17 protein-coding genes are annotated in these 25,634 nt (G+C 69.5%); 6 read left to right on the top strand and 11 right to left on the bottom strand.

Annotation, left to right across the window (positions count from 1 at the left end; all coding sequences use genetic code 11):
- Positions 1-51: 51 nt before the first annotated feature.
- Positions 52-1,011 carry an alpha/beta hydrolase gene (locus WAF18_RS07265; protein WP_337244508.1) on the top strand — a complete coding sequence of 320 codons (960 nt, stop codon included), beginning with the start codon at positions 52-54 and terminating at the stop codon, positions 1,009-1,011.
- Positions 1,008-2,603 (top strand): carboxylesterase/lipase family protein, encoded by a 1,596-nt coding sequence (locus tag WAF18_RS07260; RefSeq protein WP_337244507.1) that lies wholly within the window; start codon positions 1,008-1,010, stop codon positions 2,601-2,603. Before WAF18_RS07265 ends, WAF18_RS07260 begins: the two co-directional genes overlap by 4 nt.
- 51 nt (positions 2,604-2,654) lie before the next feature.
- Here WAF18_RS07260 and WAF18_RS07255 read toward each other — a convergent pair whose 3' ends face one another.
- The 3 genes from WAF18_RS07255 to WAF18_RS07245 form a co-directional block, all read right to left on the bottom strand.
- On the bottom strand, positions 2,655-6,464 hold the full coding sequence (locus WAF18_RS07255; protein ID WP_337244506.1) for a LamG-like jellyroll fold domain-containing protein: 3,810 nt from the start codon (positions 6,462-6,464) through the stop codon (positions 2,655-2,657).
- A 148-nt stretch (positions 6,465-6,612) separates the two neighbouring features.
- On the bottom strand, positions 6,613-9,750 hold the full coding sequence (locus tag WAF18_RS07250) for a TonB-dependent receptor (RefSeq protein WP_337244505.1): 3,138 nt from the start codon (positions 9,748-9,750) through the stop codon (positions 6,613-6,615).
- Between the two features lie 264 nt (positions 9,751-10,014).
- Complete coding sequence (locus tag WAF18_RS07245; protein WP_337244504.1) at positions 10,015-12,777, bottom strand: TonB-dependent receptor; 2,763 nt, start codon at positions 12,775-12,777, stop codon at positions 10,015-10,017.
- 198 nt (positions 12,778-12,975) lie between these two features.
- Here WAF18_RS07245 and WAF18_RS07240 point away from each other — a divergent pair, with 198 nt between their 5' ends.
- Entirely contained in the window at positions 12,976-14,001 is a 1,026-nt protein-coding gene (locus tag WAF18_RS07240) for a sugar kinase (RefSeq protein WP_337244503.1), read from the top strand.
- Positions 14,002-14,085: 84 nt separating this feature from the next.
- Here the strand turns inward: WAF18_RS07240 and sppA are convergent, their stop codons facing one another.
- A complete protein-coding gene (gene sppA, locus WAF18_RS07235) occupies positions 14,086-15,981 on the bottom strand; it encodes a signal peptide peptidase SppA (RefSeq protein WP_183427627.1) in 1,896 nt (631 codons plus the stop codon).
- Positions 15,982-16,101: 120 nt separating this feature from the next.
- A complete protein-coding gene (locus tag WAF18_RS07230; protein ID WP_337244502.1) occupies positions 16,102-17,481 on the bottom strand; it encodes an MATE family efflux transporter in 1,380 nt (459 codons plus the stop codon).
- 197 nt (positions 17,482-17,678) lie between these two features.
- Here WAF18_RS07230 and WAF18_RS07225 point away from each other — a divergent pair, with 197 nt between their 5' ends.
- Complete coding sequence (locus WAF18_RS07225; protein WP_337244501.1) at positions 17,679-18,794, top strand: DUF3667 domain-containing protein; 1,116 nt, start codon at positions 17,679-17,681, stop codon at positions 18,792-18,794.
- Between the two features lie 11 nt (positions 18,795-18,805).
- On the opposite strand, the gene WAF18_RS07220 is transcribed toward WAF18_RS07225, so the two are convergent.
- Both WAF18_RS07220 and WAF18_RS07215 read right to left on the bottom strand, forming a co-directional pair.
- Complete coding sequence (locus tag WAF18_RS07220) at positions 18,806-19,435, bottom strand: DUF3106 domain-containing protein (protein ID WP_337244500.1); 630 nt, start codon at positions 19,433-19,435, stop codon at positions 18,806-18,808.
- The gene (locus WAF18_RS07215; protein WP_337244499.1) at positions 19,422-20,402 is read right to left on the bottom strand and encodes a sigma-70 region 4 domain-containing protein; all 981 of its coding nucleotides are present in this window, start codon (positions 20,400-20,402) and stop codon (positions 19,422-19,424) included. The genes WAF18_RS07220 and WAF18_RS07215 overlap by 14 nt, the downstream gene beginning before the upstream one ends.
- A gap of 90 nt (positions 20,403-20,492) precedes the next feature.
- Here WAF18_RS07215 and WAF18_RS07210 point away from each other — a divergent pair, with 90 nt between their 5' ends.
- Positions 20,493-20,762 (top strand): hypothetical protein, encoded by a 270-nt coding sequence (locus WAF18_RS07210; protein WP_337244498.1) that lies wholly within the window; start codon positions 20,493-20,495, stop codon positions 20,760-20,762.
- Between the two features lie 147 nt (positions 20,763-20,909).
- Positions 20,910-23,144 carry a primosomal protein N' gene (locus WAF18_RS07205; RefSeq protein WP_337244497.1) on the top strand — a complete coding sequence of 745 codons (2,235 nt, stop codon included), beginning with the start codon at positions 20,910-20,912 and terminating at the stop codon, positions 23,142-23,144.
- A gap of 37 nt (positions 23,145-23,181) precedes the next feature.
- On the opposite strand, the gene WAF18_RS07200 is transcribed toward WAF18_RS07205, so the two are convergent.
- The 4 genes from WAF18_RS07200 to pssA form a co-directional block, all read right to left on the bottom strand.
- On the bottom strand, positions 23,182-23,955 hold the full coding sequence (locus WAF18_RS07200) for an NYN domain-containing protein (protein ID WP_337244496.1): 774 nt from the start codon (positions 23,953-23,955) through the stop codon (positions 23,182-23,184).
- Between the two features lie 65 nt (positions 23,956-24,020).
- Entirely contained in the window at positions 24,021-24,509 is a 489-nt protein-coding gene (rimI, locus tag WAF18_RS07195; RefSeq protein WP_183427634.1) for a ribosomal protein S18-alanine N-acetyltransferase, read from the bottom strand.
- A gap of 2 nt (positions 24,510-24,511) precedes the next feature.
- Positions 24,512-24,766, bottom strand: a complete 255-nt coding sequence (locus tag WAF18_RS07190; RefSeq protein ID WP_337244495.1) for a hypothetical protein — start codon at positions 24,764-24,766, stop codon at positions 24,512-24,514.
- Positions 24,763-25,533, bottom strand: coding sequence for a CDP-diacylglycerol--serine O-phosphatidyltransferase (gene pssA, locus WAF18_RS07185; RefSeq protein WP_183427636.1), 771 nt, complete (start codon positions 25,531-25,533; stop codon positions 24,763-24,765). The genes WAF18_RS07190 and pssA overlap by 4 nt, the downstream gene beginning before the upstream one ends.
- Positions 25,534-25,634: the final 101 nt, after the last annotated feature.

The following is a 25,634-nucleotide window of genomic DNA, read 5'->3' as shown; positions in this document are numbered from 1 at the left end:
CAGTGCGGCAAAACGCATCGCACGCCACGCCCATCATCGGAACGCTCTTCCATGCAGTGCAGGTCCATCCGCCCGCTGTGCTGTGCGCTGTTGCTACTCGGCGCCGCCGGCCTCGGCGCCGTGCAGGCCGCCCCGATCGCAGAGAAGACGCGCATCGACCTGTGGCCAGCGGCTGAGGCATCGAACGGCGGCGACCGGGTCACCGAGCGCAGCCAGGACCCGGCGCGCCCGGACCGGATCGTCGAGGATGTGCGTACGCCCTATCTCGCGATGTACGCGCCGGCACGTCCCAATGGCAAGGCACTGCTGGTCGTGCCCGGCGGCGGCTATGCCCGTGTGGTGCTCGACAAGGAGGGCACCGCCTTGATTCCCGCCTTCGTCGACGCGGCCGGCATCACGCTGTTCGTGCTGCGCTACCGCCTGCCCGACCGGCGCCATGCTGAAGGGCCCGACGCCCCGCTTGCCGATGCCCAGCGCGCGTTGCGGATCATCCGTGCCCGCGCCCGCGACGACGGCATCGACCCGGCACGCATCGGGGTGATGGGGTTCTCGGCCGGCGGCCATGTCGCCGCCCGACTGGCGACCCATCCGGCGCCGGCGTACACGCCGGTCGATGCGATCGACCGGATCAACGGGCGCCCGGACTTCACGCTGCTGATCTACCCAGTGATCTCGATGCACGACGGCCTCGCGCATGCCGGGTCGCGCGATCGCCTGCTGGCCGCGAGCGACACCCCCGCCGAGGTCGCACTGGCGCGCCTGTCGCCCGAGCGCCATGTCGACGCACGCATGCCGCCGCTGTTCCTGCTGCACGCACAGGACGACCCGGCGGTGCCGGTCGGCAACGCGCTGGCGATGCACGCTGCGGCCCTCGCGGCGGGCGTGCCCACGTCGCTGCATATCTTCCCCACCGGCGGCCACGGCTTTGGCGTGCGCGATGCGCACGGGCCATTGGCGCGTTGGCCGCTCCTCGCCCTCGACTGGATCGACAGCCTGCCGCCACGCCCATGACCGACACCCCGACCGATCTCCACCGCCGTCGCCTGCTCCAGGCCGGCGCGTTCGCCGGCGCCCTCGCCGCCCTGCCCGCTGCCTTCGCCGCCGCGCCCCGCACCAGCGTCGCGCGCGTGGCCGGCGGCCGCGTCGGCGGTGCGATCGAGGACGGCGTGCACGTCTTCCGCGGCGTGCGCTACGGCGCCGACACCGCACCGCGGCGGTTCATGCCCGCCGCGCCCGCGCCGGCCTGGCGCGGCGTGCATGACGCGTTGGCCTATGGCGCGTCCGCACCGCAGCGCGGCGGCGAAGGCCCGGGCAGCGAGGACTGCCTGTTCCTCAACGTCTGGACACCCGGCCTGCGCGACGGTGCGCGCCGGCCGATCCTGGTCTACATCCACGGCGGCGCATTCTCGACCGGATCGGGCAGCGATCCGCTCTACGACGGCGGCCCCCTGTGCCGCCGCGGCGATGTCGTGGTCGTCACCGTGAACCATCGCTTGAACGCGTTCGGCTACCTGGCGCTGCGCGACCTCGGCGGCCCGGCGCTGGCACAGTCGGGCAATGTCGGTCAGCTCGACCTGGTGCAGGCGCTGCAGTGGGTCGCGGCGCATGCCGCGGAGTTCGGCGGCGACGCGGGCAACGTGACGCTGTTCGGCCAGTCCGGCGGCGGTGCGAAGATCGCCACGCTGATGGCGATGCCGTCCGCGCATGGGCTGTTCCACCGCGCCTGGACGATGAGCGGGCAGCAGGTCACCGCGGCCGGGCCGCGCGCCGCCGACCAGCGCGCGCGGCTGTATCTGGACGCGCTGGGCGTGGCGCCCGCGGACGTCGAGCGGCTGCGTACGCTGCCGATGCAGGCCCTGCTCGACGCGCAGCGCGTCCGCGACCCCTCACGCGTGGAGGACAGCAGCCTGTACTTCGGCCCGGTGGTCGACACGGTGACATTGCCACGCCACCCGTTCTGGCCGGATGCGCCACCGCAGTCGGCGCAGATCCCGATGGTGATCGGCAACACGCGCGACGAGACCCGCGCCTTCCTCGGCCACGATGCGGACAACTTCAGCCTGGACTGGGAGGCGTTGCCGGCCAAACTGCGCACGCAGCAGTTCGTCGATCTTGACCCCGCGGTCGTGATCGCCGAGTACCGGCGGCTGTACCCGGACTACACGCCATCGGAGGTGTTTTTCGCCGCCACCACCGCCGGCCGCTCGTGGCGCGGCGCGGTCGAAGAGCTGGAAGTGCGCGCCGCCCAGGGCCACAACACCTGGGCCTATCAGCTCGACTGGTATCCACACGGCGGCGAGCGGATGCGCGCCTTCCACACGCTCGACATCCCGCTGGTGTTCGGCACGATCGACCGTGCCGGCAGCCGCACCGGCGAGGATGCGCGCGCGCGCGACATGGCGGCGGCGATGCAGGGCGCCCTGCTCGCCTTCGCGCGTTCGGGGAATCCGAACCATGCCGGCCTGACGCACTGGGCGCCGTACAGCCTGGCGCGCCGCGAGACGATGGTCTTCGACACGCCTTCGCGACTCGAGGACGACCCGCGCGGCGGCGAGCGCCGGCTCTACCGCCAGGCGCCCTTCGTGCAGCGCGGCACGCAATAGCCGGGTCGGGCGCCCGGCGCATGCCGGACGCCCCCAAGCGCCGCGCGCACGTCAGCGCACCGGCGCGACGTTGTTCAAGCGCGTGACTTCTTCGGTATCGCCCGGCAGCGCGATCCGCACCTGTGCGCCTGCGGGCAGGCGGCCCGCAGGCTGCAGGCGCACGGTCGCGGTGCGCGGACGCAGGTCCCGCGGCGCCGCGAGCGGCGGCAGGTCCGCCCGCGCGAGTTCGCGCCCATCCGCAGTCTCGAGGATCGCCACGCCGCCCGGCACATCGGCATGGCCGAGACTGTGCACCGTCGCCTCGACTGCACCGTCGACCACACGCACGTCGCCGCGGCCGATGCCGATGTCGGGCCGGCCTTCGACTGGCGTGCCGGCCTCGATGCGTTCGAACTCGAACACCTGGGTCTGGCCGGGCGCGAACGTCAGGTCGACCGATGCACTCGATTCGACCCGGAGCTCGCGTGTCTGCGCACGGCCGTCGATGGTCTCGTCGCCATTGCGGTCCACGCCACTGACCATCCGCCAGCGCCCGGGGGCGACATTCCAGCCGGTCATCGTCGCGTGCGCGGTGCGCGTGCCAGTGTTGTGCGCGATGACCTTGAAGCGTTCGCGCGAGGGCGCCGAGACCAGCAGCGCGACAGTTTCCGCCTGGGTGTCATCGGCGAAGCGCCAGCTCACGGTGTGCCCGGGATAGGTCGTATTGCGCTTGAGCGCGAGCCCGCCCAGCCGTGCGCGCTGCAGGAACTCGCTCGGCGCCTCCACCCGGTCCGACCACCAATGGCCTTCGGTGTTCATGTATTCGCGCTGCGCCTTGGCCTGGATGCCGTCGGCGTGCAGCGCCTCGAGATAGCGTTTGTCACCGGTCTGCTGCCAGGCGAACACGCTCTGCACGCCGGTCTCGCCGCTGTCGGCGGACTGCTGCAGACGCTGGCCCCAATCCGCGCGCCGGTCGAGCGCATCGACATAGTTCTCCGCCAGATTCGACAGACCGGCCGGGCCGCTGCGGTCCACCCGGTACTGCAGCGGACGCAGGTATTTCGCATCGCCGGTCCACCGCCACGCCGCCCAGTACAGGTGCATGGTGTCGGCGCCACCCGAGCCGTCGAACAGATCGCCGCCGCGCCGCTCGCCGGTCGCCCAGTGGATTTCGTTGGGCAACTGCCAGGCGCCCTTGTCATCGGTGTAGGCATGGGCCAGATAGCCGTCGGCCAGTCCGGTGATCATGTTCCGGCTGGTCGGGTCGGCGTTGAACACGCCGAGCACGAAGGCCGGGTGCAGCACCGGGAACGAGTACGGCTTCTGCCACTGCCAGCGCGGCTCGCGGTAGACCTTGCGCCCGCCAAACCAGTTGCTCGAGAACAGTCGATGCCCCTGCGGGTTGCGCAGCACGATCTTCTCGTCGAGGTCGCGCACGGTCTCCATCAGCCGGGTCATCGTCAGCGGATCGCCCCAGTTGAGCAGGGCCATCGCACTGTTGGTGTTGATGCCCTCCTCATAGGCATGCAGTTCGTCGGTCTCGATCGTCGACAGGCCGCCGGTGAACATGCCGTTGGCATAGGCCGCGTCGGCCAGCGCGGTCAGCGAGGCATTGAGCTTGTCGGGCAGCACGCCCATCAGCGCAAGACCCGGCCACTGCTGCAGCAGATCGCTGTCGTCGGAGATGCCACCGCCGAAGTCGCCGAACGGCACCTGGCGCTCATCGATCCACCATTCGACGAAGCGCCGGACCGCCTTGAGGTCCTCGAGCTGGCGGAACGCCCACAGCGGCACACCGGCCGGCGGCTCGGGCTGCGCGAACGGCGGCCGGCCCTGGCTGTTGTAGCTCATGTAGTTCCAGTACAACCGGCCCAGCGCGTGGTCGGGATCGACCCGCAACAGATCGCTGATGTCGGCGTAGGCGCGTGCGTAGAGCCGCTGGCGCTTGGAGGTGGTGTGCTCCTCGACCAGGAAGCCCCAGTTGTCGCGCACCTGGTTGAAGCGGTCGGCGACGTGCTCGACCAGCGCCTCGGCGCGCGGCTTGTAGACCATGCGGATCTGCGCCCCGTCGAGCGCGGCCGCATCGAAACCCGGCGCCGCCGAAGCGATGCTGATCCACAGGCTGTCGTCGCTGAGAATGCGATCGCGCAGGTCCAGCCACAGCGTGCGTGCCTGGCCCGGGCGCACCGAGACTGAGACATCGATCATGTCGCGCGCCGGCCAGATCGGGTCCTTGATGCGGATGTTGAGCGGGATCGCCCCGGTGCCGTCGACGGTATGCGTGGCCGGCAGGTCGAGCGCAGGCAGGTCGATCGCGATGCCATCGAGCCCGTCGTACATGTTCTCCCAGCTGTGTGCCCAACTGCGGATCAGCGGCTGCGCGGCCGGCGCATCGCCGATGCCCGAGGGAATCAGCACATGCACGACCGGCTGCCGCGGCGCATCGGCCGACGCCGACTCGCGCTTGCGATACGCCGCCCGCCCGGGCAGCGCGATCACGGTGCTGCGTTCCTCCGGTGCGAACCGGCCCTCGATATAGCCGCGCAGTTCGGCGAGATTGGTGTAGTCGACCTCGGCGTCGCTGCGCACGGTGTAAACCTGCCGGACCGAGCCCGCAGGCTCGTCGGCGGCCTCGACGCGATAGGCCCAGATCTCCTGGATCGGGGTTTCCTGCGCGACGTTCTCGAAGCGCAGGTGCCCGCCACGGCGCAGCGGAAAGTCGTCGACGCTGCGCACGATGCCCTGCGGCCGTTCGAACAGCGGCTGCAGACTTTCCACATCGTCGCCGGCCAGGACGCGACCGTAGGCAGCGCCGCGGATCTCGACCCGGTTGACCGGCTCGTCGGGCAGGGTCAGATCCAGCGCGCGGCCGCCCTCGACGTAGGTGTTCCAGTCCGGCAGTTGGAAATAGTCATCGCGCCCGCGCAGCCGCGAGCGGTTGTAGACGCCGGGCCAGGTGGTCTCGGCGATGCCGTCGGTGGCCTTCCACATCCACTGCTTGAGATCGCGTGTGTCGGCGAACTCGACCTTGCGGATCGACGTGGTCGGCGCATCGAGCAGCGGCGGCGCCGCGCCATTCTGCCAGCCGTGGCGGAACAGCCAGGCGGCCTGGCGCTGGGCGGGCGCGACCGACGAGGTCGGCTTGGCGAACGCGCGCACGGCCTGGACCGCGGCCGCATCGAGCATGCGGTCGTGGATGCGGATGTCGTCGACATCGCTGCCGCGCAGGAAGTTGTAGCGGCTCTGCACCTGGTGCGGCGCAAGCACACGCGCGGCCAGCCCGAACTGGTCGAGGCCGGCGTCGTAATCGAAGCTGGCCTGGGTGTTCGCCGGCCGGTCCTCGCGCGCGACCTCGCGCCCGTCCACGTACAAGCGCACCCCGAGCGTCTCATCCCAGCCAAACGCGATATGGGTCCAGGCGTCGGCCGCGGGCGGCGTGTCCATGCGGAACGACACCCGCGAACGTGCGAGGTTGGCATCGGTCACGAACGCATCGAAGCCGTGCCCGTTCCAGTCGATCCGGAGCCACGCCATGTCCCAGCTCGAATGGTCGGCATAGCCGACGCGGAAGATCACGAACGGCGCCTCGCCCAGCGGATCGCGCGCACGCCAGAAGAAGCTCAAGGTGCCGCGCTGCGCGTCGATATTGCCCGGCGCATCCCACGACAGCACCCCATCGTCATCCCAGGTGATCGCGCTGCCGCGCACGCCGTCTTCGACCAGACGCACCTTGTCCTGGAAGTTCGGCACCGGGTCGCCGGCAGCGACATCGGCCACCAGCCCCTGGTCGGCCGAGACATGGAACAGCAGCCGGGGCGCCTGGGCATGTGCGGCGGCGGACAGGCCCAACGCGCACGCGGCGGCCAGGACTCGGATCGACATCGGGTTCAAGCGGTTGCCTCCCTCGACAGATGCGCCGGCCGCAGCTGGCGCGTGTACGGATTGTCGGACGATGCCGCGCCGGCCGCACGCGCTCGATATGCCGACGGTGATGCATCGGGCGTGTCGCCGCAGCCGACGCGGTGTGGGCTCAGAAGCGATACCGGGCACCGACGTAGTACTGCCGCCCGGTCACCGTGTAGCGGTCGGGTAGCATCAGATCCGAATCGACATAGCGCCGGTCGGCGGTGTCGAGCAGGTTGATCGCCTCGAACGTCAGACTGAGCTTGTCGTTGACGCGATAGGACATGTTGAAGTCGACGTTGCGCACGCTGTGCTTGCCAGTCACATCGGCCGTGGCGAACTGGTTGCCGTCCAGGTCCCAGACGTTCTCGCGGCTGAGCACCTCACCGATGTACCCGTCGCGGTAGCTGGTGGAGGCGCGTGCACTGAAGCGGCCGTCGTCGTAGTACAGCGTGGCGTTGTACGAGTTTGGCGAGAGGTTGACCAGCTGGTTCTCGGTCACCTGGGTCACCACCGAGGCATTGCTGTTGGCCGCGGTGCTGAACACGTATTCGATGTCCGAATCGACGTGGGTGTAGTTCATCTGCACGCCGAAGTTGCGCCAGAACCCGGGCAGGAACGAGAACGGCTGCTGGTAGGTCAGCTCCCAGCCCTTCAGCGGGCCACCTGGCGTGTTGTAGTAGCTCTGCACGTTGAAGATCGTCTCGGGTGTGAAACCCGGCGGCAGCAGATCGAGGGCATAGCCCAGGTCGGCCCACGTGCTCAACAGGCGGGTGCGCTGCACGTAGCTGTCGATGTCCTTGTAGAACACCGCCGCCGACAGCAGACCGCCCTCGGCGAAGTACCACTCGGCGCTGAGGTCGTAATTGGTCGAGCGGAACGGATCGAGCTTGGGATTGCCGAGGTTGATCGAGAACACTCGCCCGTCGTCGAAGAAGTTCGTCGGCCCACCGCTGACGCTGGGCGACATGTAGGTTAGGGTCGGCCGGGCCATGGTCTTGGCGGCGCCGAAGCGCAGCACGACATTCTCGGCCACGTCCCAGGACAGGTTCAGCGACGGCAGCACGTCGGTGTAGCTGTGGCCGACGGTCGTGCCCACCAGCAGGCGCTCACCGGCATCGGCGGTCGCGCTGGCCACGCCGAAGAAACGCTCGCAGTTCGCCTCGCCGCCGGTGGGGCACGGTGCCCAGCCCGACGCGTCGATCTGGGTCCGGACCACGCGCACGCCGACGTTGCCGCGCAAAGCGCGCTCGAGCAGGTCGGTGTTGAAGTCGAGCTGACCGTAGACCGCCATGCTGCGCTCGGTGACCTCGAAGTTGTTGTTCGAGGACCCGAAATGGCCGATGCCGGCCAGCCGATAGTCGCCGCCGGGCACGCCGTTGTCGGCATTGCTGTAGATGTCGAGCAGATCGGCGATGCGATCGAAATCCGGGATCAGCCACGAGGCTGGCATGCTGCCCGAGAGGTTCTTGCCGAAGCCATCGAGCGTGGTGCCAAGGTCGCCCAGCGTCACCCCGGCCGGCAGCGCCTGCGGCAGGCGGCCGTAGCTGATGTGGCGGTACTCCTGGCTGCGCATCTCGTAGTCCTTCCACGCCAGGCCGGTGCGGAAGGTCAGACTCGGCGTGAAGTCGACGGCCAGATCCACCTTGGCGCTGTCGAAGGCGTTCTTCACATAGCTCGGATTGAGCCGCACCTCGCTGATGTTGGCGCCGCGCGCAGTGCCGTTGCTGTTGACCGGCACCGCACCGTAACCCAGCCACGACCAGGCATCGGCGCTGCTGGTGTCGAACGGGAACGTCATGCTCGGCATCTGTGGATCGCCACGCATGTCCAGCACGAAACCATCGAGGTTGGCATTGTCGAAGCTGACCATCGAGAACACCGGCCGCGCATAGTCGGACACCGAATGGCCGAGCGTGGCGTCCAGGCGGACGGCGTCGTTGAACCGGTGCTCGAGCTGCAGGCTGAACTGCTTGAACTCGGTCGACTCCTCGATCTGGCTCGACTCGGTGCGGAAATCGACATTGTCGAACCCGCCGTAGACCAGGCGATTGCGGTCGTCGACCTGGGCTTCGCGCACGATGATCTGGGTCTTGCCGCCGAGATTGGCCGCGCGATGCAGATTGGCGCCGAGCGAATCCTCGCGCTGATCCTTGTCGAGCTTGGAGTACATCGCATCGAAACTCAGCAGGGTGTCGTCGCTGATCCGGAACTGCAACGCGCCGGTCACACCCAGGCGTTCGATCTCGTGTTTGGTGCGGATGTAGCGCGGGTAGCGCGGGATCCAGGCATTGGTCGCGGTCTCGTAGGCGTCGATGTTCGCTTGCGACCCTTCCGGCCGCGGCAGCCCGGTGCCGCAGTTGGCCGCGTCGATGCCCCAGGTGCCGTAGCCGTTGTTGCTGTTCGGATTGCCGAGCTCGCCGGACGTGGGGTTGCGAGGGGTCTGCGGGTCGTAGCCCGCGGGCGAGCAGAAGCCATAGATGCCGTTGTTGTTGGCGTTGGACTGGTTCGAGTTGCGGTGGTTGCCATGCTCCCAGCGCACCGGGTTGTAGCCTTCCTCGAAGATCGAACGCTCGCTATAGGACGCCGACAGCAACGCACCGACCCGGCCGTCGGCCCAGGTGTTGCTGATCAGCCCCGATACGCGCGGGTCACTTTCCTCCGAGAGCTGGTTGTAGCCCAGCTGACCGCTGGCCGAGGCGCGGAAGCCTTCGAAATCGAACGGGCGCGAGCCGCGCAGATCGACCGTCGAGCCCAGCGAGCCCTCGTCCATCTGCGCCGACTGGGTCTTGTTGACCTTGACCTGGCTGAAGAGCTCGGAGGCGAAGGTGTTGAAGTCGAAGCCGCGCGAGCGGTTGACGCCGGCGCTGCCGCTGCCGGCCGTCGCCAGCGCTTCCAGGCCATTGAGGCGCACACGGGTGAAGTCCGAGCCCAGGCCGCGCACGGAGATCCGCTGGCCCTCGCCGCCCTCGCGGTCGATCGAGATGCCGGCCACGCGCTGCAGCGATTCGGCAAGGTTCTGGTCGGGGAACTTGCCGATGTCCTCGGCGAAGATCGCATCCACCTGCTCGATGCTGTAACGCTTCTCGTCGAGCGACTTCTGCAGGCTTTCGCGATAGCCGGTGACCGTGACCGCGGCCATGTCGGAAACGTGGGCAGGGCCCTCGGCGGCCTGCTGGGCAAAAGCCGGCGACGCCAGCACGACAGCGATGCCGGCCGCGAGCAGGGAAACCGGTGTCTTCCGGCGATCGGTCGTGTCTTGCATGGTCTGGCTCCTCCCCTGTGTCGCGCATCGAGCGGTGGCATCAGCACCGCGCCCCGAAATGACACCGATGGTCATTCGGGCCGAAACGGTAACAGCGGCGACACGGGCGGTGCATCTTGCAGCGCAACAAGTAGGACGTCGAAGGCGTGCAACGCACCTGCGATGCGCACCGAGCACAGTGCCGCCATGCATTTGCAAGCCGCTGGTTCGCACACACGAAAACGGGGCGGCCCTCAGGCCGCCCCGGCTTGTCGCACAGCAGGATCAGAACTTGTAGCGCAGACCGAGCAGGTACTGGCGGCCGGTCTGGCTGTACTCCAGCGGCAACTGCAGCGCTGGGTTGGCGACCCAGGACTCCTGCGCCACGTTCGTCAGGTTGATGCCTTCGAGCGTGATCTCGAACTGCTCGTCGAGCTTCCAGCGCAGCGACGCATCGATGGTCGTCGTGCCGGACTGTCCGTGCACGCCATTGCCGGCGCTGTCGAAGCCGACCTCGGTGCCGGGCACCTGGATCAGATAATCGTCTCGGTTGGTCGCCGATATACGCCCGGAAAAGCGCTCGCCCTCGTAGAACAGCGTCGCGTTCCAGGAATGCTTCGACAACCCGGTGAGATCGGTCTTCTGCGCATTCGCGCCGGACGAGGTCAGGTACTGGATCTGCGAGTCGACATAGGTGTAGTTCAACTGCACGCCGAAGTCGCGCCAGATGCCCGGCAGGAACGTGAAGGGCTGCGTGTAGTTCGCCTCCACGCCCCTGAGCTTGCCGCCCGGAGTGTTGATCGGCACCGAGAACACGAAGTCCTCGTTGACCGACACGCCCGTGCCGTCGAGCAGGCTGGCCGGCAACCCGCTGGACGCGAAGGAACGGGTCTCGCGAGTGTTCTGGATGAAGCTGTCGATGTCCTTGTAGAACAGGCCCACGCCCAGCATCGCGCCTTCGTCGAAGTACCATTCCAAGCCCAGATCCGCGGTCTTGGCACGGATCGGATCGAGCAGCGGATTGCCGCCGGCAACAGTCCGCGCCGAGCCACTGACATTGACCGTCACACCAGGCGTCAGGCTTCCGAGGCCGGGACGCGACATCACCTTGGCCGCGCCAAGCCGGATCAGGAGATCGGGCGCGATCTCGGCGACCAGGTTCATCGAAGGCAAGGTATCGCTGTATTCGCGCGCGACCGTAGTCGGCGTGGGCGTGCCACTCGCCGATGCGATGCCGGTCGACGACTGCTTGGTACGCACATAGCGCACGCCGAAGTTGCCGGAGAACGGAATGGAGCCCAGATCGGTCGAGAATTCGCCCTGCAGATAGGCGCCGCGGTCTTGCTCGTCGACGCTGCGCGTGCTCGCCGCGAACTCGCCCTGCGCGAACGTGCCCTCGCCGCTGAAGATGCCGAACAGGTTGGCGATCGCGTTGAAGTCCGGGACCACCCAGGTGCCAGGCGCGCCGGACAGCCCACTGAGGCTGGCGAGGGTGACCAGGTCGGTCGGCACCTGCGCCGAGCCGTCCGGGAACGCCGGCACGAGGGCCTCGTTGGCCGTGCGCCGGAACTCGCGCGAGCCGAACGAATAGTCCTTGGCCAGAATGCCGCCCTTGAGGCGGAAGCCGGGGGCCAGGTTCCAATCGAAATCGACCTGACCGGAGTCGAAGTCGTTCTCGACATAGTTCTGTCGCAAGCGGATCGTCGACAGTGTCCACCCGGCCGGATCGGTCGGATCGATGCCGTAGTCGAAGACCGGCCGATACGGATCCTGGCGGTAGTCGTAGCTGTAGCCGTCGACATTGAGCTTGTCCATCATGATCGTCGCCTGCACCGGATTGCCGTGCTCGGATCGCGAGGTCCCGACACGTCCGCTCACGCGGAAGTCGCTGCTGAAGCGATGCTCGGCTTCCAGGCTCAACTGGCGGAACGTGGTGCTCCACTCGTCGTGGCGGCTTTCCGAGCGCAGATCCACGTTGTCGAACACACCATAGACCAGCGCGCCGTTGCGGATCTCGCCATCGCGGACGATCGTTTCAGGCTTGCCAGCGCCGCCACGACTGAACGAGTACGCCTCGATGTAGCGCTCATCGCGCGAGGCATCGATCTTCGAGTACAGGCCGTCGAGCGAAATCGTGGTCCGGTCGGTCGGCTTGAACTGCAGCGACGCGGTCACGCCGGTGCGCTGCTGGTCGTGCTCCATCAACGTGTAACGCGGGAAGCGCGGGTGGTAGACATCGGCGCCGCGCGCCGCCTGGAACGGCGAGTCCGCGCTGAAGCCGCCGTTGCTCGTGCCATTGGCCCAGCGCACCGTGCCCGTGCCCTCTTCCACGCCCTTGCGCTCGCTGATCGCGAACGACACCAACGCACCGATGCGACCATCGGCCCAGGTGTTGGACACCAAGGCCGCCAGGCGCGGCGACGTGGTTTCCGATGCGTCCTCGTAAGCTGCCTGCCAGCTGGCGGCCATCGTGAAGCCGTCGTAGTCGAACGGACGCGCCGTGCGCAGGTCCACCGTGGCGCCGAGAGAACCTTCCTCGACCTCGGCAGACGCCGTCTTGCGGACGATGAGCTGGGAGAACAGGTCCGAGGCGAAGACGTTGAAATCGAAGCCACGCCCACGGTTGGTGCCGCCCGCGCCGTCGCTGCCGCCGACCGTGCTCAGTGCCTCCATGCCGTTGATCCGCACGCGCGTGAAGTCCGGGCCGAGCCCGCGTACCGAGATGTTGCGACCCTCGCCGGCTTCGCGCGTGATCACCACGCCGGGAATGCGCTGCAGCGACTCGGCGAGATTGAGGTCGGGGAACTTGCCGATGTCCTCGGCCACGATCGCGTCGACCACGCCGGCCTCGCCGCGCTTGATGTCGAGCGCCTTTTCCACGCTCGCGCGGTAGCCGACCACCCGCACCGTGTCGAGCTCGGCGGCCTGATCGTCAGCACCGGCAGCCTGCTGCGCAAGCACGGGGAATGCGGCCGCCTGGAGCGCCAGCGCGATGCCGGTCGCCAGCAAGGTAACCGGTGTCTTTTTTGAATCGACCCACTGCGTCATACGTCCCCTCCCAGGGTGCCCGGTGCATCGTGTGGCGCGGCTTGACTGCATCGTCGCGCTTGCTAATGTGGTGACGGCGCCCGAAATGACACCGCGGGCCAAACGCTATCAGAACGCCGCGAGCGACGCATGCTGCGGCGCGACAGACTCACTTTTCGGCCTGCGCGCGTCGTCGGCCCACCCCACAGGTCATTGTTCATGGGCAAGCGCATCCTCTGTTTCGGCGAACTGCTACTGCGCCTGGGCGCGCCGGGGCGCGAACTCCTGCTGCAGAGCCGGCAGTTGCAGGTGCACGTGGGCGGCGCGGAAGCCAATGTCGCAGTCTCGCTCGCGAGGTTCGGACACGACAGCGCATTCGCAGGCACCGTCGCCGACAACGCGCTGGGCGAGGCCGCGCTCGGCGAGCTGCGCCGCCACGGCGTCGACGTGTCGCGCGTGCGCCGCGTTCCCGGGCGCATGGGCCTGTACTTCCTGGCGACCGGCGCCGGACTGCGCCCCAGCGATGTCGTCTACGACCGCGCCGACTCGGCGTTCGCACGCGCCGCGGCCGAGACTTACGCGTGGCCGTCGCTGCTGGACGGCATCGATTGCCTGCACGTGTCCGGGGTGACCGCTGCGGTCGGCCCGAGCAGTGCGCAGGCCGCCGCCGACGCGGTCCGTGCCGCGCGCGCGCATGGCGCGCTCGTGTCGTTCGACGGCAACTTCCGGCCGAAGCTGTGGGCGACGTGGAACGACCGGCCCGCACCGCTGCTGCAGGCCCTGCTGGCCGAGGCGGACCTGGCGTTCATCGACTATCGCGACGTCGATCTGATTGTGGGGCCAGAGGCCAGCGAGGCGCACCTGCCGCCCGCCGAGCGCACGATCGCCGCCGCCGCGCGCGCATTCGCGCGTTTCCCGTATCTGCAGCGGATCGCCTGCACCCAGCGCGACGTGCGCAGTGTGGACAGCCACTTGCTCGGCGCCTTGCTCGTGCACCGCAACGGCGCAGTCCATCGGCTCGATCCATTACCGGTCGACGGCATCGTCGATCGCATCGGCGGCGGCGACGCCTTCGCCGCCGGCGTGCTGCACGGCGTGCTGTCGGGCATGGAGGACGCGCAGGCACTGGCATTCGGCCTGGGCGCGGCGCGCCTCAAACACAGCGTCCCCGGCGACTTCAACCTCGTCGGCGCGGACGATGTCGCCGCCCTCGTCGACAGCGGCCGCCTGGACGTCCGCCGCTAGAAGAAACAAAGAACCGGGGTCAGAGTGGCATTTTCCTTCAGGGAAAATGCACTCTGACCCCGGTTTAGGCGCGGCTGTGACGGGTCAGAGCTCGCAGAAGCAGTAGGCGACGGCCTTGACCGGCTTGCCGGGCACGGGCGTCATCACGCTCTCGAGCAGGCGCAGGTCCTGTTCGGCCCGCGGCGCGGCGCGCGACAGCAGCCCGCGCGCGAGATCGCTGTGGCCCAGCAGCAGGCTGCCGGCACGGCCGCTGACCAGGCCGGTCAGGAAGCGTCCGAACGGCGTCGCGGTCTTCTCGATGTAGCGCACGCGCCAGCGGTCGGTGCCGAGTTCGGCGAGTTCGGCCGCCTTGGCGATCGCCGTGCGCAGGCCGCCGAGTTCGTCGACCAGACCGCGATCGAGCGCCTGGGTACCACTCCACACGCGGCCGCGGGCGACGGTGTCGATCTCCTCGCTGCTGCGACCACGCGCATCGCCGACCTTGCCGATGAAGTTGCGGTAGCCGCGATCGATGATCGCCTGGATCGCCTGCCCGGCCTCGGGCTGCAGTTCGCGCGACAGATCGAAGGCGCCAGCGAAGCGGGTCGTGCCCACGCCGTCGGTGCGCACGCCGATCTTCTCGAGCGTGCGCGGGAACGTGGGCACCAGCGCGAAGATGCCGATCGACCCGGTGATCGTCGAGGCATCGGCATAGATACGGTCGGCGTTCATGCTGATCCAGTAGCCGCCCGATGCGGCGACATCGCCCATCGACACCACCACCGGCTTGCCCTCGGCCTTGAGCGCGTCGACTTCGCGGCGGATCTGCTCGGAGGCGAACACTTCGCCGCCACCCGAGTCCACACGCAGCACGACGGCCTTGACGTGCTCGTCCTCGCGCGCCTCGCGCAGCAGCGCCGAGGTCGACTCGCCGCCGATCGTGCCCGGCGGCTGGTCGCCGCCGGTGATGCCGCCTTCGGCGACGACCACCGCCACCTGTGCGCGGCGGTCGGTGGCCCGCGGCTCGACATGGGCCAGGAAGTCGCGCATTGCGATCTGGCGGAAGCCACCGTCGGCATCGTCATCGGCGACGCCGCGCTCGACCAGCAACTGCTCGACTTCCTCGAAGGTCTTCAGACCGTCCACGTAGCCATGATCGAGCGCGTAGCGCGCCAGGTCGCCCTGCGCCGCCTCGATGCCAGCGGGCAGCGACTCGATCTCGGCGTTGATCGCCTCGGGCGTCAGGCCGCGCGCCTTGGCGATGTCGGCCACGTGCCGCTGCCAGATGTCGTTCATCCAGTACAGGTCGGCTTCCTTCGACTCGGGCGAAGCGCCATCGAGAATGAACGGCTCGGCCGCGGACTTGTACTCGCCCACCTTGAACAGATGCATGTCCACCGACAGCTTGTCGGCCAGCGCCTCGCGGTAGTACTGGCGATAGCCGCTCAGACCCTCGAGGATCATGCCGCCCTCGGGGTCGAGGTAGACCTCGTCCGCCTGCGCGGCGAGCAGGTACTGCTGCTGGCCGAAGTACTCGCCGAATGCGACCACCTGCTTGCCGGCCGCGCGCAGCTCGGCCAGTGCGTCGGCGATTTCGCGCATCGACGCATAACCCGAGAACGTCAGCCGATCGGTCCGCAGCAGTACGCGCTCGATCCGGTCGTCCTGCTTGGCGGCCTCGAGCGCACGCAGCACATCGCGCAGCTGGACCTCGCCGGTGCCACCGCCGCCACTTTCGGCCAGCGCGCGCGTCAGCGGATCGCTGCGGTACTGCTCCACGAGCGCGCCTTCGGGCGCGATCACCAGCGTCGTGCGGTCGAGCAGCGGCGCCTGCCGCGAGCCGCCGCCGACGATCGCCAGCAACACCAGCAGCGCGAACAGGAACAACAGGCCGAAGAACAGCAGATTCAGGATCAGCCTGCGGATGAAGTTCATGCCGTCCCAGAGACCGACGATGAAGCGCGTCAACGGCGCGCGCGGGGGCTGCACAACGGTACTCATGCTCGATACGACTCCATTAGAAAAGGGCCCGGATCCGCTGACGATGTAGACAATGCCACGCACGGTCCGGTCCACCGCGGCAGACTACCCGGGCGGCCGGCCGAATGCATGCGCCGGTGGTCACTGTGACAGCCGGCCCGCCAACGGCGTCGTCACGCGCCGGCTGGTGCGCAGGAACCGGCCGCCCAGCAGCACCGCGGCCACCGACAGGCCGGCGATCAGCCCGATCCACATGCCCTTCGGTCCCCAGCCCAGGCCAAGGCCGAGCCCCGCGCCCAGCGCCATGCCCACGCCCCAATAGGCCGCGGCGGCCAGGAACATCGGCACCCGGGTGTCCTTGAGCCCGCGCAGCGCGCCGGCCGACAACGCCTGGATGCCGTCGGGAAACTGGAACGCCGCGGCGTAGAGCAGCAGCGCGCCGGCCAGCGACGCGACCGCCGCATCCTGGGTATAGGCGCGGACCACGTGGTCGTGGCCCAGCAACAGCGCGATGCCGGACAGGGTCTGGGTCGCCAGCACCAGGGCCAGCCCTGCGAACCCGGCGCGGCGCACGCCGGCACTGCCGAGCCCACGGCCGACGGCATTGCCCACGCGCACCGTGGTCGCCTCGGCCAGCCCGAACGGCACCATGAAGCACAGCGCGGCGACATTGATGGCGATCTGGTGCGCAGCCGCCTCGATCTCGCCGAGCCGGCCGATCAGCAGCGCGGTCACCACGAACAGGCTGCCTTCCATCGTCACCGTGACCCCGATCGGCAACCCGGTCCGCAGCAACGGACCGATCTTCGACCAGCGTGGCGGATCGAATCGCGAAAAAAGCGCGTAGCGGGCAAAGCGCTTTGACATCGCGAGATAGGTCGCAAAGCCAAGTGCCTGCAGCCACATCATGATCGCCGAGGCCAGGCCCAGGCCACCGGCGCCGCGTTCGGGGAACGGCCCCCAACCGAAGGCGAGCGCGTAGCCAGTGGGCACCAGCACCAGCAGCCCGCCGAAGCCGAACAGCATCGTCGGCAGCGTCCAGTGGATGCCGTCGCTCAGATAGCGCATGCAGAAGTACAGCGTCAGCGCCGGCACGCCCCAGCGGATGCCGTGCAGGAATGCCGTGGCCCCCGGCAAGATGTCCGGCGCGATGCCGAGCGGCCCCAGCGCGTTGGCCAGCAGCGTCAGCAAGACCAGCAGCAGCGCACCCAACCCGGCGGCCAGCCACAGGGCCTGCCGGAACAGCGGCCCCACCTCGGCATGGCGGCCTTCGCCGTCGAGCTGCGACACCGATGGTGGCACCGCCATCAAGGTGCCCATGGGCACCATCAGCGGCAGCCAGAAGATCGCCGTGCCGACCGCGACGGCGGCCAGCGTGTTGGTACCGTGGTGGCCGGCAATGACCGAATCGACGAAGCCGATCAGGCCGGTGGCGACATGGCCGGCAACCAGGGGGGCAGCAAGGAAGGCGGTGCTGCGCACTTCGTGGCCGAAGCGCGGGATGGCAGGTGGGGAGGACATGGGGACCACTCTGGCGACTGCGGCCGCGCGTACGAAACCGATGCGTGCGCTGGCGCCGGGGCGCACAAGCCCGCTATTTTACGGGCATTGCGCGAATCCCGGGGGAACGGCCATCGGCCGGCGGGCCAAGGCGCAATCGCAACCGCGGGCCTCCCAGTCACGCGCATCGTCTACCGCGACACGACCGATACTTGCCCATGCCTCATGCCCACGATCCGGCGCCCGCCGCCTGCGAGAACTGCGAGACCCCGCTGCAGGGCGCGTTCTGCCATCGCTGCGGCCAGTCCACCCACAGCCCGGTCCGCCACGCCAGCCATGCGATCGAGGAGGTGTTCGAGTCCTTCTGGCATCTCGATGGACGCATTTTCCGGACCCTGCGTGACCTGCTGGTGCCCGGCCGCGTCGCGGCGCGCTACCTGGCCGGACAACGCGTGCGCTACGTCGCGCCGATGCGGCTGTTCGTGATCCTCACGCTGCTGACGTTCTTCGTCGCCAAGTTCCTCGTCGACGGCGCGACGTTCGCCATCGCGGCCAACAGTCTCGACCGCGAGACGCACGGACGCATCGCTGCGGCCACGACGGTCGCCGAGGTGGTGCAGGTCCGCGACGACGTGCTCAGCGATCTGGAGGAGACCCGCCGCGTCACCGGCGCGCTCCCCGGCGTGCGGACACAGCTCGACGGCGCCGAGGCGCTGCTCCGGCAGCAGGCGCAGGCGCGGATCCACGCGCTGGGCGGGGACGCGGGCGCAGGCGTCCACGAGGACGGCACGGCGCAGGGCGAAGCCGCGGTCCGCGACGCCACGGCCGCCGCCGACAGTCCGACACCGCCAACGATCGGTGGACCGCTGGCCGAACGCATCGAACGCAACCTCATGCGCATGCGCGACGACCCCGGCGCCTTCAGCCGGGCGCTGCTCGGCGCCGCACCGACGGCGCTGTTCATCCTGGTCCCGTTGTTCGCGCTGCTGCTCAAGCTGGCCTATCTGTTCCAGCGCCGGCTCTACCTCGAGCACGCCGTCATCGCGCTCTACAGCCACGCGGCGCTGATGCTCGGCCTGCTGCTGGTGTTCTGCTGCGCGCTCGCCGGCGGCTGGCTCGCTCCCCATGCCGGCTGGGCGGCACGTGCGCTGGGCTGGGGACAGACACTGCTGCTGTGCGCGCTGCCGCTGTACCTGCTGGCGATGCAGAAGCGCGTCTACGGCCAGTCGTGGCCCTGGACGCTGATCAAGTTCGCGGCGATCGGCCCGTTGTACGTCGTGCTGTTTCTGAGCGTCGCGATCCCGATGGCCGGCTACGCGCTGTACGCGGCCTGAGCTCAGAAAGATTATGGCGCGACGCGTGCACGCAACCACGCGTCGCGTTCGGGCGCGGGCACCGCGAGCCACTGGCGCCGCAGGGCATCGCGATCCTGCGGCGGCGTGCGCTGGGCCAGCAACGCCAGGTCCGCCAGCCCCTGGGACGACGCCGCCCGCAACGCCGCGATCGCCGGCGCACGCTGGGCGTCGGGCATCGCCGCAAACAGCGGATGCAACTGCGGCCACATCGCCCCCAGCGTCGGGCCGAGCAGCCAGCCGCGGCGCATCCCCAGGTCCAGCTGCTCGAAGCGCAGGCGCAGCGCTTGTCGCTCGTCCTCGGGCAGGCTGTCGAAGTAGGCGGCGGCCTGCTGCAGCCGCGCACGCTCGGCCTCGGGCAGATCGGACGCCGCCTCGAATGCCAGTCGCCGACGTGCGCGCTCGGCCGCCGGCAACGCAGCCCAGGCCGCCTGCCGTGCCGCCAGCGCCTCGCGCTCGGCGGCCGACATCGTGGCCAGCCGCGCTGTCCGCTCGGTCAGGCGGGCCCGGTCCAGGTCGGGCAGCCGCTCGAGCGGCAAGGCCGGCGGCAACGCCCATACGCTGCCGGCCAGCCACAGCAATGGCGCACCGAACAGGCGCAACGCGCGTTTACAGCTCCGCATCGCTGGTCTCCGGTTCGCCATCGTCGTCGGTCTGGGCGGGCTGCAGATGGGTGTCCGCCGTGCTGTCCTGCGGACGCTCGCGTTGCGCCGCCAGCCAGGCGAAGAACGCCGGGTCTGCCTGCCAGCCAGTGCCCTCGTCCTGCGCCAGCAGCAGTTCGAAGTCGCGCTCGGTCACCAGAGCGGCCTGGGCGTCATAGCGCGCCGCCGGGGCGCTGTCGGCCAGCGCTTCGATCCGGATCTCCTCCTCGGCCAGCCCGCCGCGCCACGACCCGTTCCAGGTGGCGGCGAGCGCCAGCACCGTCGCCAATGCGACTGCGCCCATCGCGGGCCAGAGCCATCCCGGGCGCCGCGTCACTGCTCGGGTTTCGGGCGGTGGCGCCTCGACCTCGCCGCGCGCCACCGGATAACGCCGCAGCGTCGGTGCGCGGCCGCGCAGCGCTGCCTCGCGCAGGGCGGCCAAGCGTGCGAGGCGGTCGGGTGGCAAGGTCCGGATGCCGGACTGGACGGCCCCGGCCAGCGCGCGCCAGGCCGCGACATCGGGGCTGCCGTCTTCGCCCCGCGGCAAGGCACGCTGCAGGCCGAGCCGATAGGTCGCACGCGACACACCGAGCACCGCGGCCGCCTCGTGCTCGGGCAAGCCAGCCGCCAGCCGCAGCAGAACAACGACGCGCGGCCCGCCAGGCAGGCGGTCCAGCGCCGGCAATCCATCGGCCGCGCTGCCGGCCCGAGGGGCGCGCAGCGCGGGGGCCGCGAGCAGCAACGACCAGAAGCGGCGCGGCCAGTCGGCGAACGGCACCGTGGTCGCCCCCCGGACGAACTCGGCCATCGCCGCGGCGACGGCAGCGTCCCCGCTGTCGAGGTCGCCGCATTGCCACTGCGCGAACATCGCCGCGCGTCGCTCCACGCCACGCAGGAATGCGGCAGCGGCAGGCGGGTTGCCGGGGACGGACGACGGAGACGGACGCATCGGGAAGGACGGTTCGGGCCGGGCATCATAGCGGCCGCGCCGATGCAGGCGAGTCTTGACAAGCGCGATTGCGCTTTCCACAGGCGCCGGATGCATGTCGATGTTGTGCACAGGACTCACGAAGCTGTCATTTGGCTGAAGTCAAGCGGCATCGCGCGGCTCATGACCGGAATGTTTCACGGCCAAGCCTTTGATTCTAAAGAAGAAGAAAGATTTGGCACTTTTTTGTCCAACCGAACGTCGGCCGCACTGAATGCCGACTACGAGGGGGGTTCAATCCGTTCATGCACAGCCTTATCCACAGGATGTGTGGATAAGCCGGATTTCTTTACCAATCCGTCACTTGCAGTGGAAACGTGAATCTGTCCGCAACTTCGGCCTGCAAACGGCGCGACGCCTCTGCACGGCGGCAATGCCGGGGATGGCGCCGGCGAATCCGCACTGCAGCCCACGTCACGTCGCTCGCCGGACCTGCCCTGGGCATCGCGCAGCGCCTAGACTGCGCCGGTGTCCACCTCTGCCTCCCTCCCCACCGTATTGCGCGTCGCGCTGCCGGTGCCGCTGCCGCGCTTGTTCGACTATCGGCCGCCGGTCGGCGGCGATCCCGCCACGCCCGCGCACGTCGGCCGACGCGTGCGGGTGCCGTTCGGGCCGCGCGAGCTCGTCGGCGTGGTGGCCGAGGTGGGGCCACCGGCCGGCGATGCCCCGCAACTGCGCGAGGCGCTCGCGCTGCTCGATGACGCGCCGCTGCTCGCGGGCGAGCTCGACGCCTCGCTGCGCTGGCTCTCGCGCTACACCCACGCTCCACTGGGCGAGGTGCTGACCACCGCGTTGCCGGCATCGCTGCGGCGCGGCGACCCGCTGCCTGAGACCCATGCCTGGGCCTGGCAATTGACCGAAGCCGGCCAGACGGCGGCCCCAGGCCTGAAGCCAGGCGCCCGCCCGCGTCGATTGGCCGAACTGCTGCAGGCCACGCCGCGCGACGAGGACGCGCTGGACCTGCTCTTGCCGGACTGGCGCAGTGCGGCCCGCACCCTGGCGGCGCGGGGCCTGGTCGAACGCATCGCCATCGCCGCGTCCCGCCTTGCACCGGCCCCACAGGCCGGGCCCGATCCGAACCCGGAGCAACGCGCCGCCATCGACGCGGTGACCACCACCGAAGGGTTCGCCGCGTTGCTGCTCGATGGGGTGACCGGCAGCGGCAAGACCGAGGTCTACCTGCAGGCCATCGCGCACTGCCTGGCCCGTGGACGCCAGGCCTTGGTGCTGGTGCCCGAGATCGGCCTGACCCCGCAGACGCTGGCCCGCTTCCGCGCCCGTCTGGGCGTGCCGGTGCATGCGCTGCATTCGGGCCTGGGCGACGGCGAGCGCGCCCGGGTCTGGGCCGCGGCCTGGCGCGGCGAGGCGCGCGTGATCGTCGGCACCCGCTCGGCGGTGTTCGTGCCCCTGCCCGACGCCGGCCTGATCGTCGTCGACGAAGAGCACGACGGCAGCTACAAGCAGCAGGACGGCATCCGTTACCACGCCCGCGACTTCGCCCTGGTGCGCGGCAAGGCGCTCGGCGTGCCGGTGCTGCTGGGCAGCGCCACGCCGTCGCTCGAGTCGTTGCACAACGCCGTGGCCGGGCGCTACCGCCACCTGCGCCTGGCGCAACGCGCCGGCGGTGCGCGACCACCGACGGTCCGTGTGCTGGATGTCCGCAAGCGCCCGCTCGAGGCCGGCCTGTCGCCCGAACTGCTCGTCGCGATCCGCGGCGCACTCGATGCCGGTGGCCAGGTCCTGGTGTTCAAGAACCGCCGCGGCTACGCCCCGGTGCTGCTGTGCCACGACTGCGGCTGGAGCGCGCACTGCCCACGATGCAGCACGCCCGAGCACGGCCACCCGATGACCGTGCATGCCGGCGGCCGCCGCCTGCAGTGCCACCACTGCGGTCACCGCCAGAGCGCGCCGCCGGCCTGTCCCGACTGCGCCAGTCTGGGCCTGCAGCCGCAGGGCATCGGCACCGAACGGCTGGAGGAACTGCTGGCCGCGCGTTTTGCGGACGTGCCGGTGCTGCGCATCGACCGCGGCAGCACGCGGCGGCGCGATGCGCTCGAACGCCTGTTTGCAGAACTGGGCGCGCGTCCGGGCATCCTGATCGGCACGCAGATGCTCGCCAAGGGGCACGACCTGCCGAACCTGACCCTGGTCTGCGTGGTCGGGGTCGACGAAGGCCTGTTCTCGGCCGATTTCCGTGCCGGCGAAAAACTGGCGCAACTGCTGATCCAGGTCGCCGGCCGCGCCGGCCGCGCCGACAAGGCCGGGCAGGTGCTGCTGCAGACCCACCACCCGGACCACGCACTGCTGCAGACGCTGGTGCACGGCGGCTATCACGCCTTCGCCGCGCAAGAGCTCGACCAGCGCCAGGCGGCTGGCTTCCCGCCGTTCGTGCCCTTGGCGCTGCTGCGGGCCGAATCGCCGCACGCGCAACCGCCGATGGCCTTCCTGCACGCGGCCCGCGCGTTGCTGGCCGCCCACATCGGCCGCGACGCGAACGGCGCACCGACGCTGTCGCTCGACGGCCCGGTCGCCGCCCCCATGCCCAGACGCGCAGGCACCTATCGCGCGCAACTGCTGCTGGCTGCCGACCACCGGGCGCGCCTGCACGGCGTGCTCGAGGCGACGTTGCCGGCGATCCACGCGCTCCCCGAGGCGCGGCGGACGCGTTGGTCGCTGGATATCGACCCGGTGGATCTGTACTGAGCTCGGCATCGGCTGCGCGGCGCGCCGATGCCCTCGCTCAGTTCTTTGAGGCGCCTCGAGGGCTGCGGTTTTTCGGCGTCGGCTTCGGCGCCTCGCGAATCTCCACGGCCTGGCCATCGCGCCGGACCTCGAACAGGCCGACGGCGTCGATCAACGCGCTGAGGTTGCGGTAGCCATAGTTGCGCGCATCGAACGAGCCCTGGTTGCGCACATGGCTGCCGACCGCACCCAGATGCGACCAGCCGGCATCGTCAGCGGCAGCAGCGACCGCATTGCGGAGCAACTGCACGAGTTCGCGATCGGCCTGCAGTTCGGCCGACGTCCTCGGCTTGCCGGTGCCGGCATGGTCGGGTTCGTCGAGGGCGCGCAGCTGTTCCAGGTACAGGAACGTCGAACAGGCTTTGACGAACGGCGCCGGCGTCTTTTCCTGGCCGAAGCCGTAGACCCCGTAGCCGTCGTTGCGCAGACGCATCACCAGCGGCGTGAAGTCAGCATCGCTGGACACGATCGCAAAGCCATCGAGATTGCGCGCGTACATCAGATCCATCGCATCGATGACCATCGCCATGTCCGAGGCGTTCTTGCCGGTGCTGTAGGCGAACTGCTGGATCGGACGGATCGCGTACTCGTGCAGCACCTTCTCCCATCCCGACAGATGCTGGTTCTTCCAGTTGCCGTAGGCGCGGCGGACGTTGGCTACGCCGTGCCGCGCGATCTCGGCCAGGATCACATCGATCTTGGAGGCGGGGGCGTTGTCGGCATCGATCAGCAGCGCGATGCGTTTCTCGTCGTCGATCCGGGGGCCGTGCATGGCCTGGCTCCTGTGGGTGCGGTGCGCGGGCGACCAGTCTGCCCGATCCGGCCGACGCCGCGCCGTCAGGGGTCGAGCAGCTCGCGCGCCATCACGATCGCGTCTTCTCGCCCGTGATGCGCCGGGTAGTAGCGCGGGCGGCGGCCGATCTCGTTGAAGCCCTCGTCGTGATAGAGCGCGATCGCATGCGGATTGGACGGGCGCACTTCCAGGAACACCCGCTGGGCGCCGTGACGACGCGCGGTGTCCACCAGCGCACGGAACAGCCGCCGCCCCAGCCCGCGGCCCTGGGCATGGAGATCGACGCAGACATTGAGCACGTGCGCCTCGCCGGCTGCGATGCTGAGCACGCCGTAGCCCAGGATGTCACCGTCGGCGTCCAGCACCCAGGCCGGATAGCCCGCGCGCAGGCAATCTTCGAAAATGCCGCGGGTCCACGGAAACGGGTAGGCGCGCAGTTCGACCGCCATCACCGCATCCAGGTCGTCGCCCCGCATCGGCCGCAGCGTCGCTGCGACGGCGCGCGGCCTGGGCATGTCGATCGGCGCGTCCATCGTCAGCGCGCGCGTGCGCGCAACCGCCGCAGGGTCGGCCACAGCGCGCGCTTGGCTTGCGCATCGCGCAGCGCCCGCAGTTCGCCCAGACTGCGATAGATCGCGAACGCGTCCTCGGCGTCGCGGCTGCGGCCAGCCGCACGCAGCAAGGCGTCGAGCAGCGCATCGTCGGGCAGCGTTTGCCCGGGCAGTTGCGTGCGATAGCGCACATGCCCGAGCGCATCGAGCGCGGCGCACTGCAGCGCATCCCAGGTCATGGCGTCGCTCCTGCGCCGCCTCGCCGCCGCAGGCACCACAGCACCGGACCCGACAACGCGTACAGCAGCGACGCGGCGAGCAAGGTCTTGGGCGGATCCACCCACAGCGCGATCAGGATGCCGACCGCGACCACCAGCGCCACGAACGGCACCCGGTCCGAGCGCGGACCACGTCCGCTGCCCTTGAAGCTGGTGTAGCGGATGCGACTGACCATCAGCAGCGCCGCCACGACGGTCACCCCGAGCGCGACGAAGCGCAGGTCGTCGCCGCTGAACTCCAGCTCGTGGCAAGTCCAGACGAAACTGGCCATCAAACCGGCCGCGGCCGGGCTCGCCAGTCCGACGAAGTAGCGCTTGTCGACCGTCGCGACCTGGCTGTTGAAGCGCGCCAGGCGCAGCGCCGCGCAGGCGGCATAGAGGAACGCGCCCAACCAGCCGATCTTGCCCAGCGTTGGCCCGTCGAGCCGCAGCGACAACAGCGCCCAGTGGTACATCACCATCGCCGGCGCCATGCCGAAACTGATCAGATCGGCCAGCGAGTCGTACTGGACGCCGAACTCGCTCTGGGTGTTGGTGAGCCGTGCGACGCGCCCATCGATGCCGTCGAGGATCGCGGCCACGAAGATCGCCAGGCACGCGGCCGTGAACCGGCCCTGGGACGCGGCGATGATCGCGAAGAAGCCGGCGAACAGGCCGCCGGTGGTGAACAGGTTCGGCAGCAGGTAGATGCCGCGGCCGCGGCGCGGTGTGGGGTCGATCTCGCTCATCGCACGAGTGTAGCGCCTGGACGGCCGCGGCCGTCGGCCCAACGGTTGCGCGCCAGGCTCCCGGGTGCTGGAATCGCGCCCGTCCCCCGCCCGGCTCCTGG

Source organism: Luteimonas sp. gir (assembly GCF_037198055.1).
In the GTDB taxonomy this organism is placed as follows: domain Bacteria; phylum Pseudomonadota; class Gammaproteobacteria; order Xanthomonadales; family Xanthomonadaceae; genus Luteimonas; species Luteimonas citri_A.
This window is presented reverse-complemented; position numbering and strand designations above follow the sequence as displayed.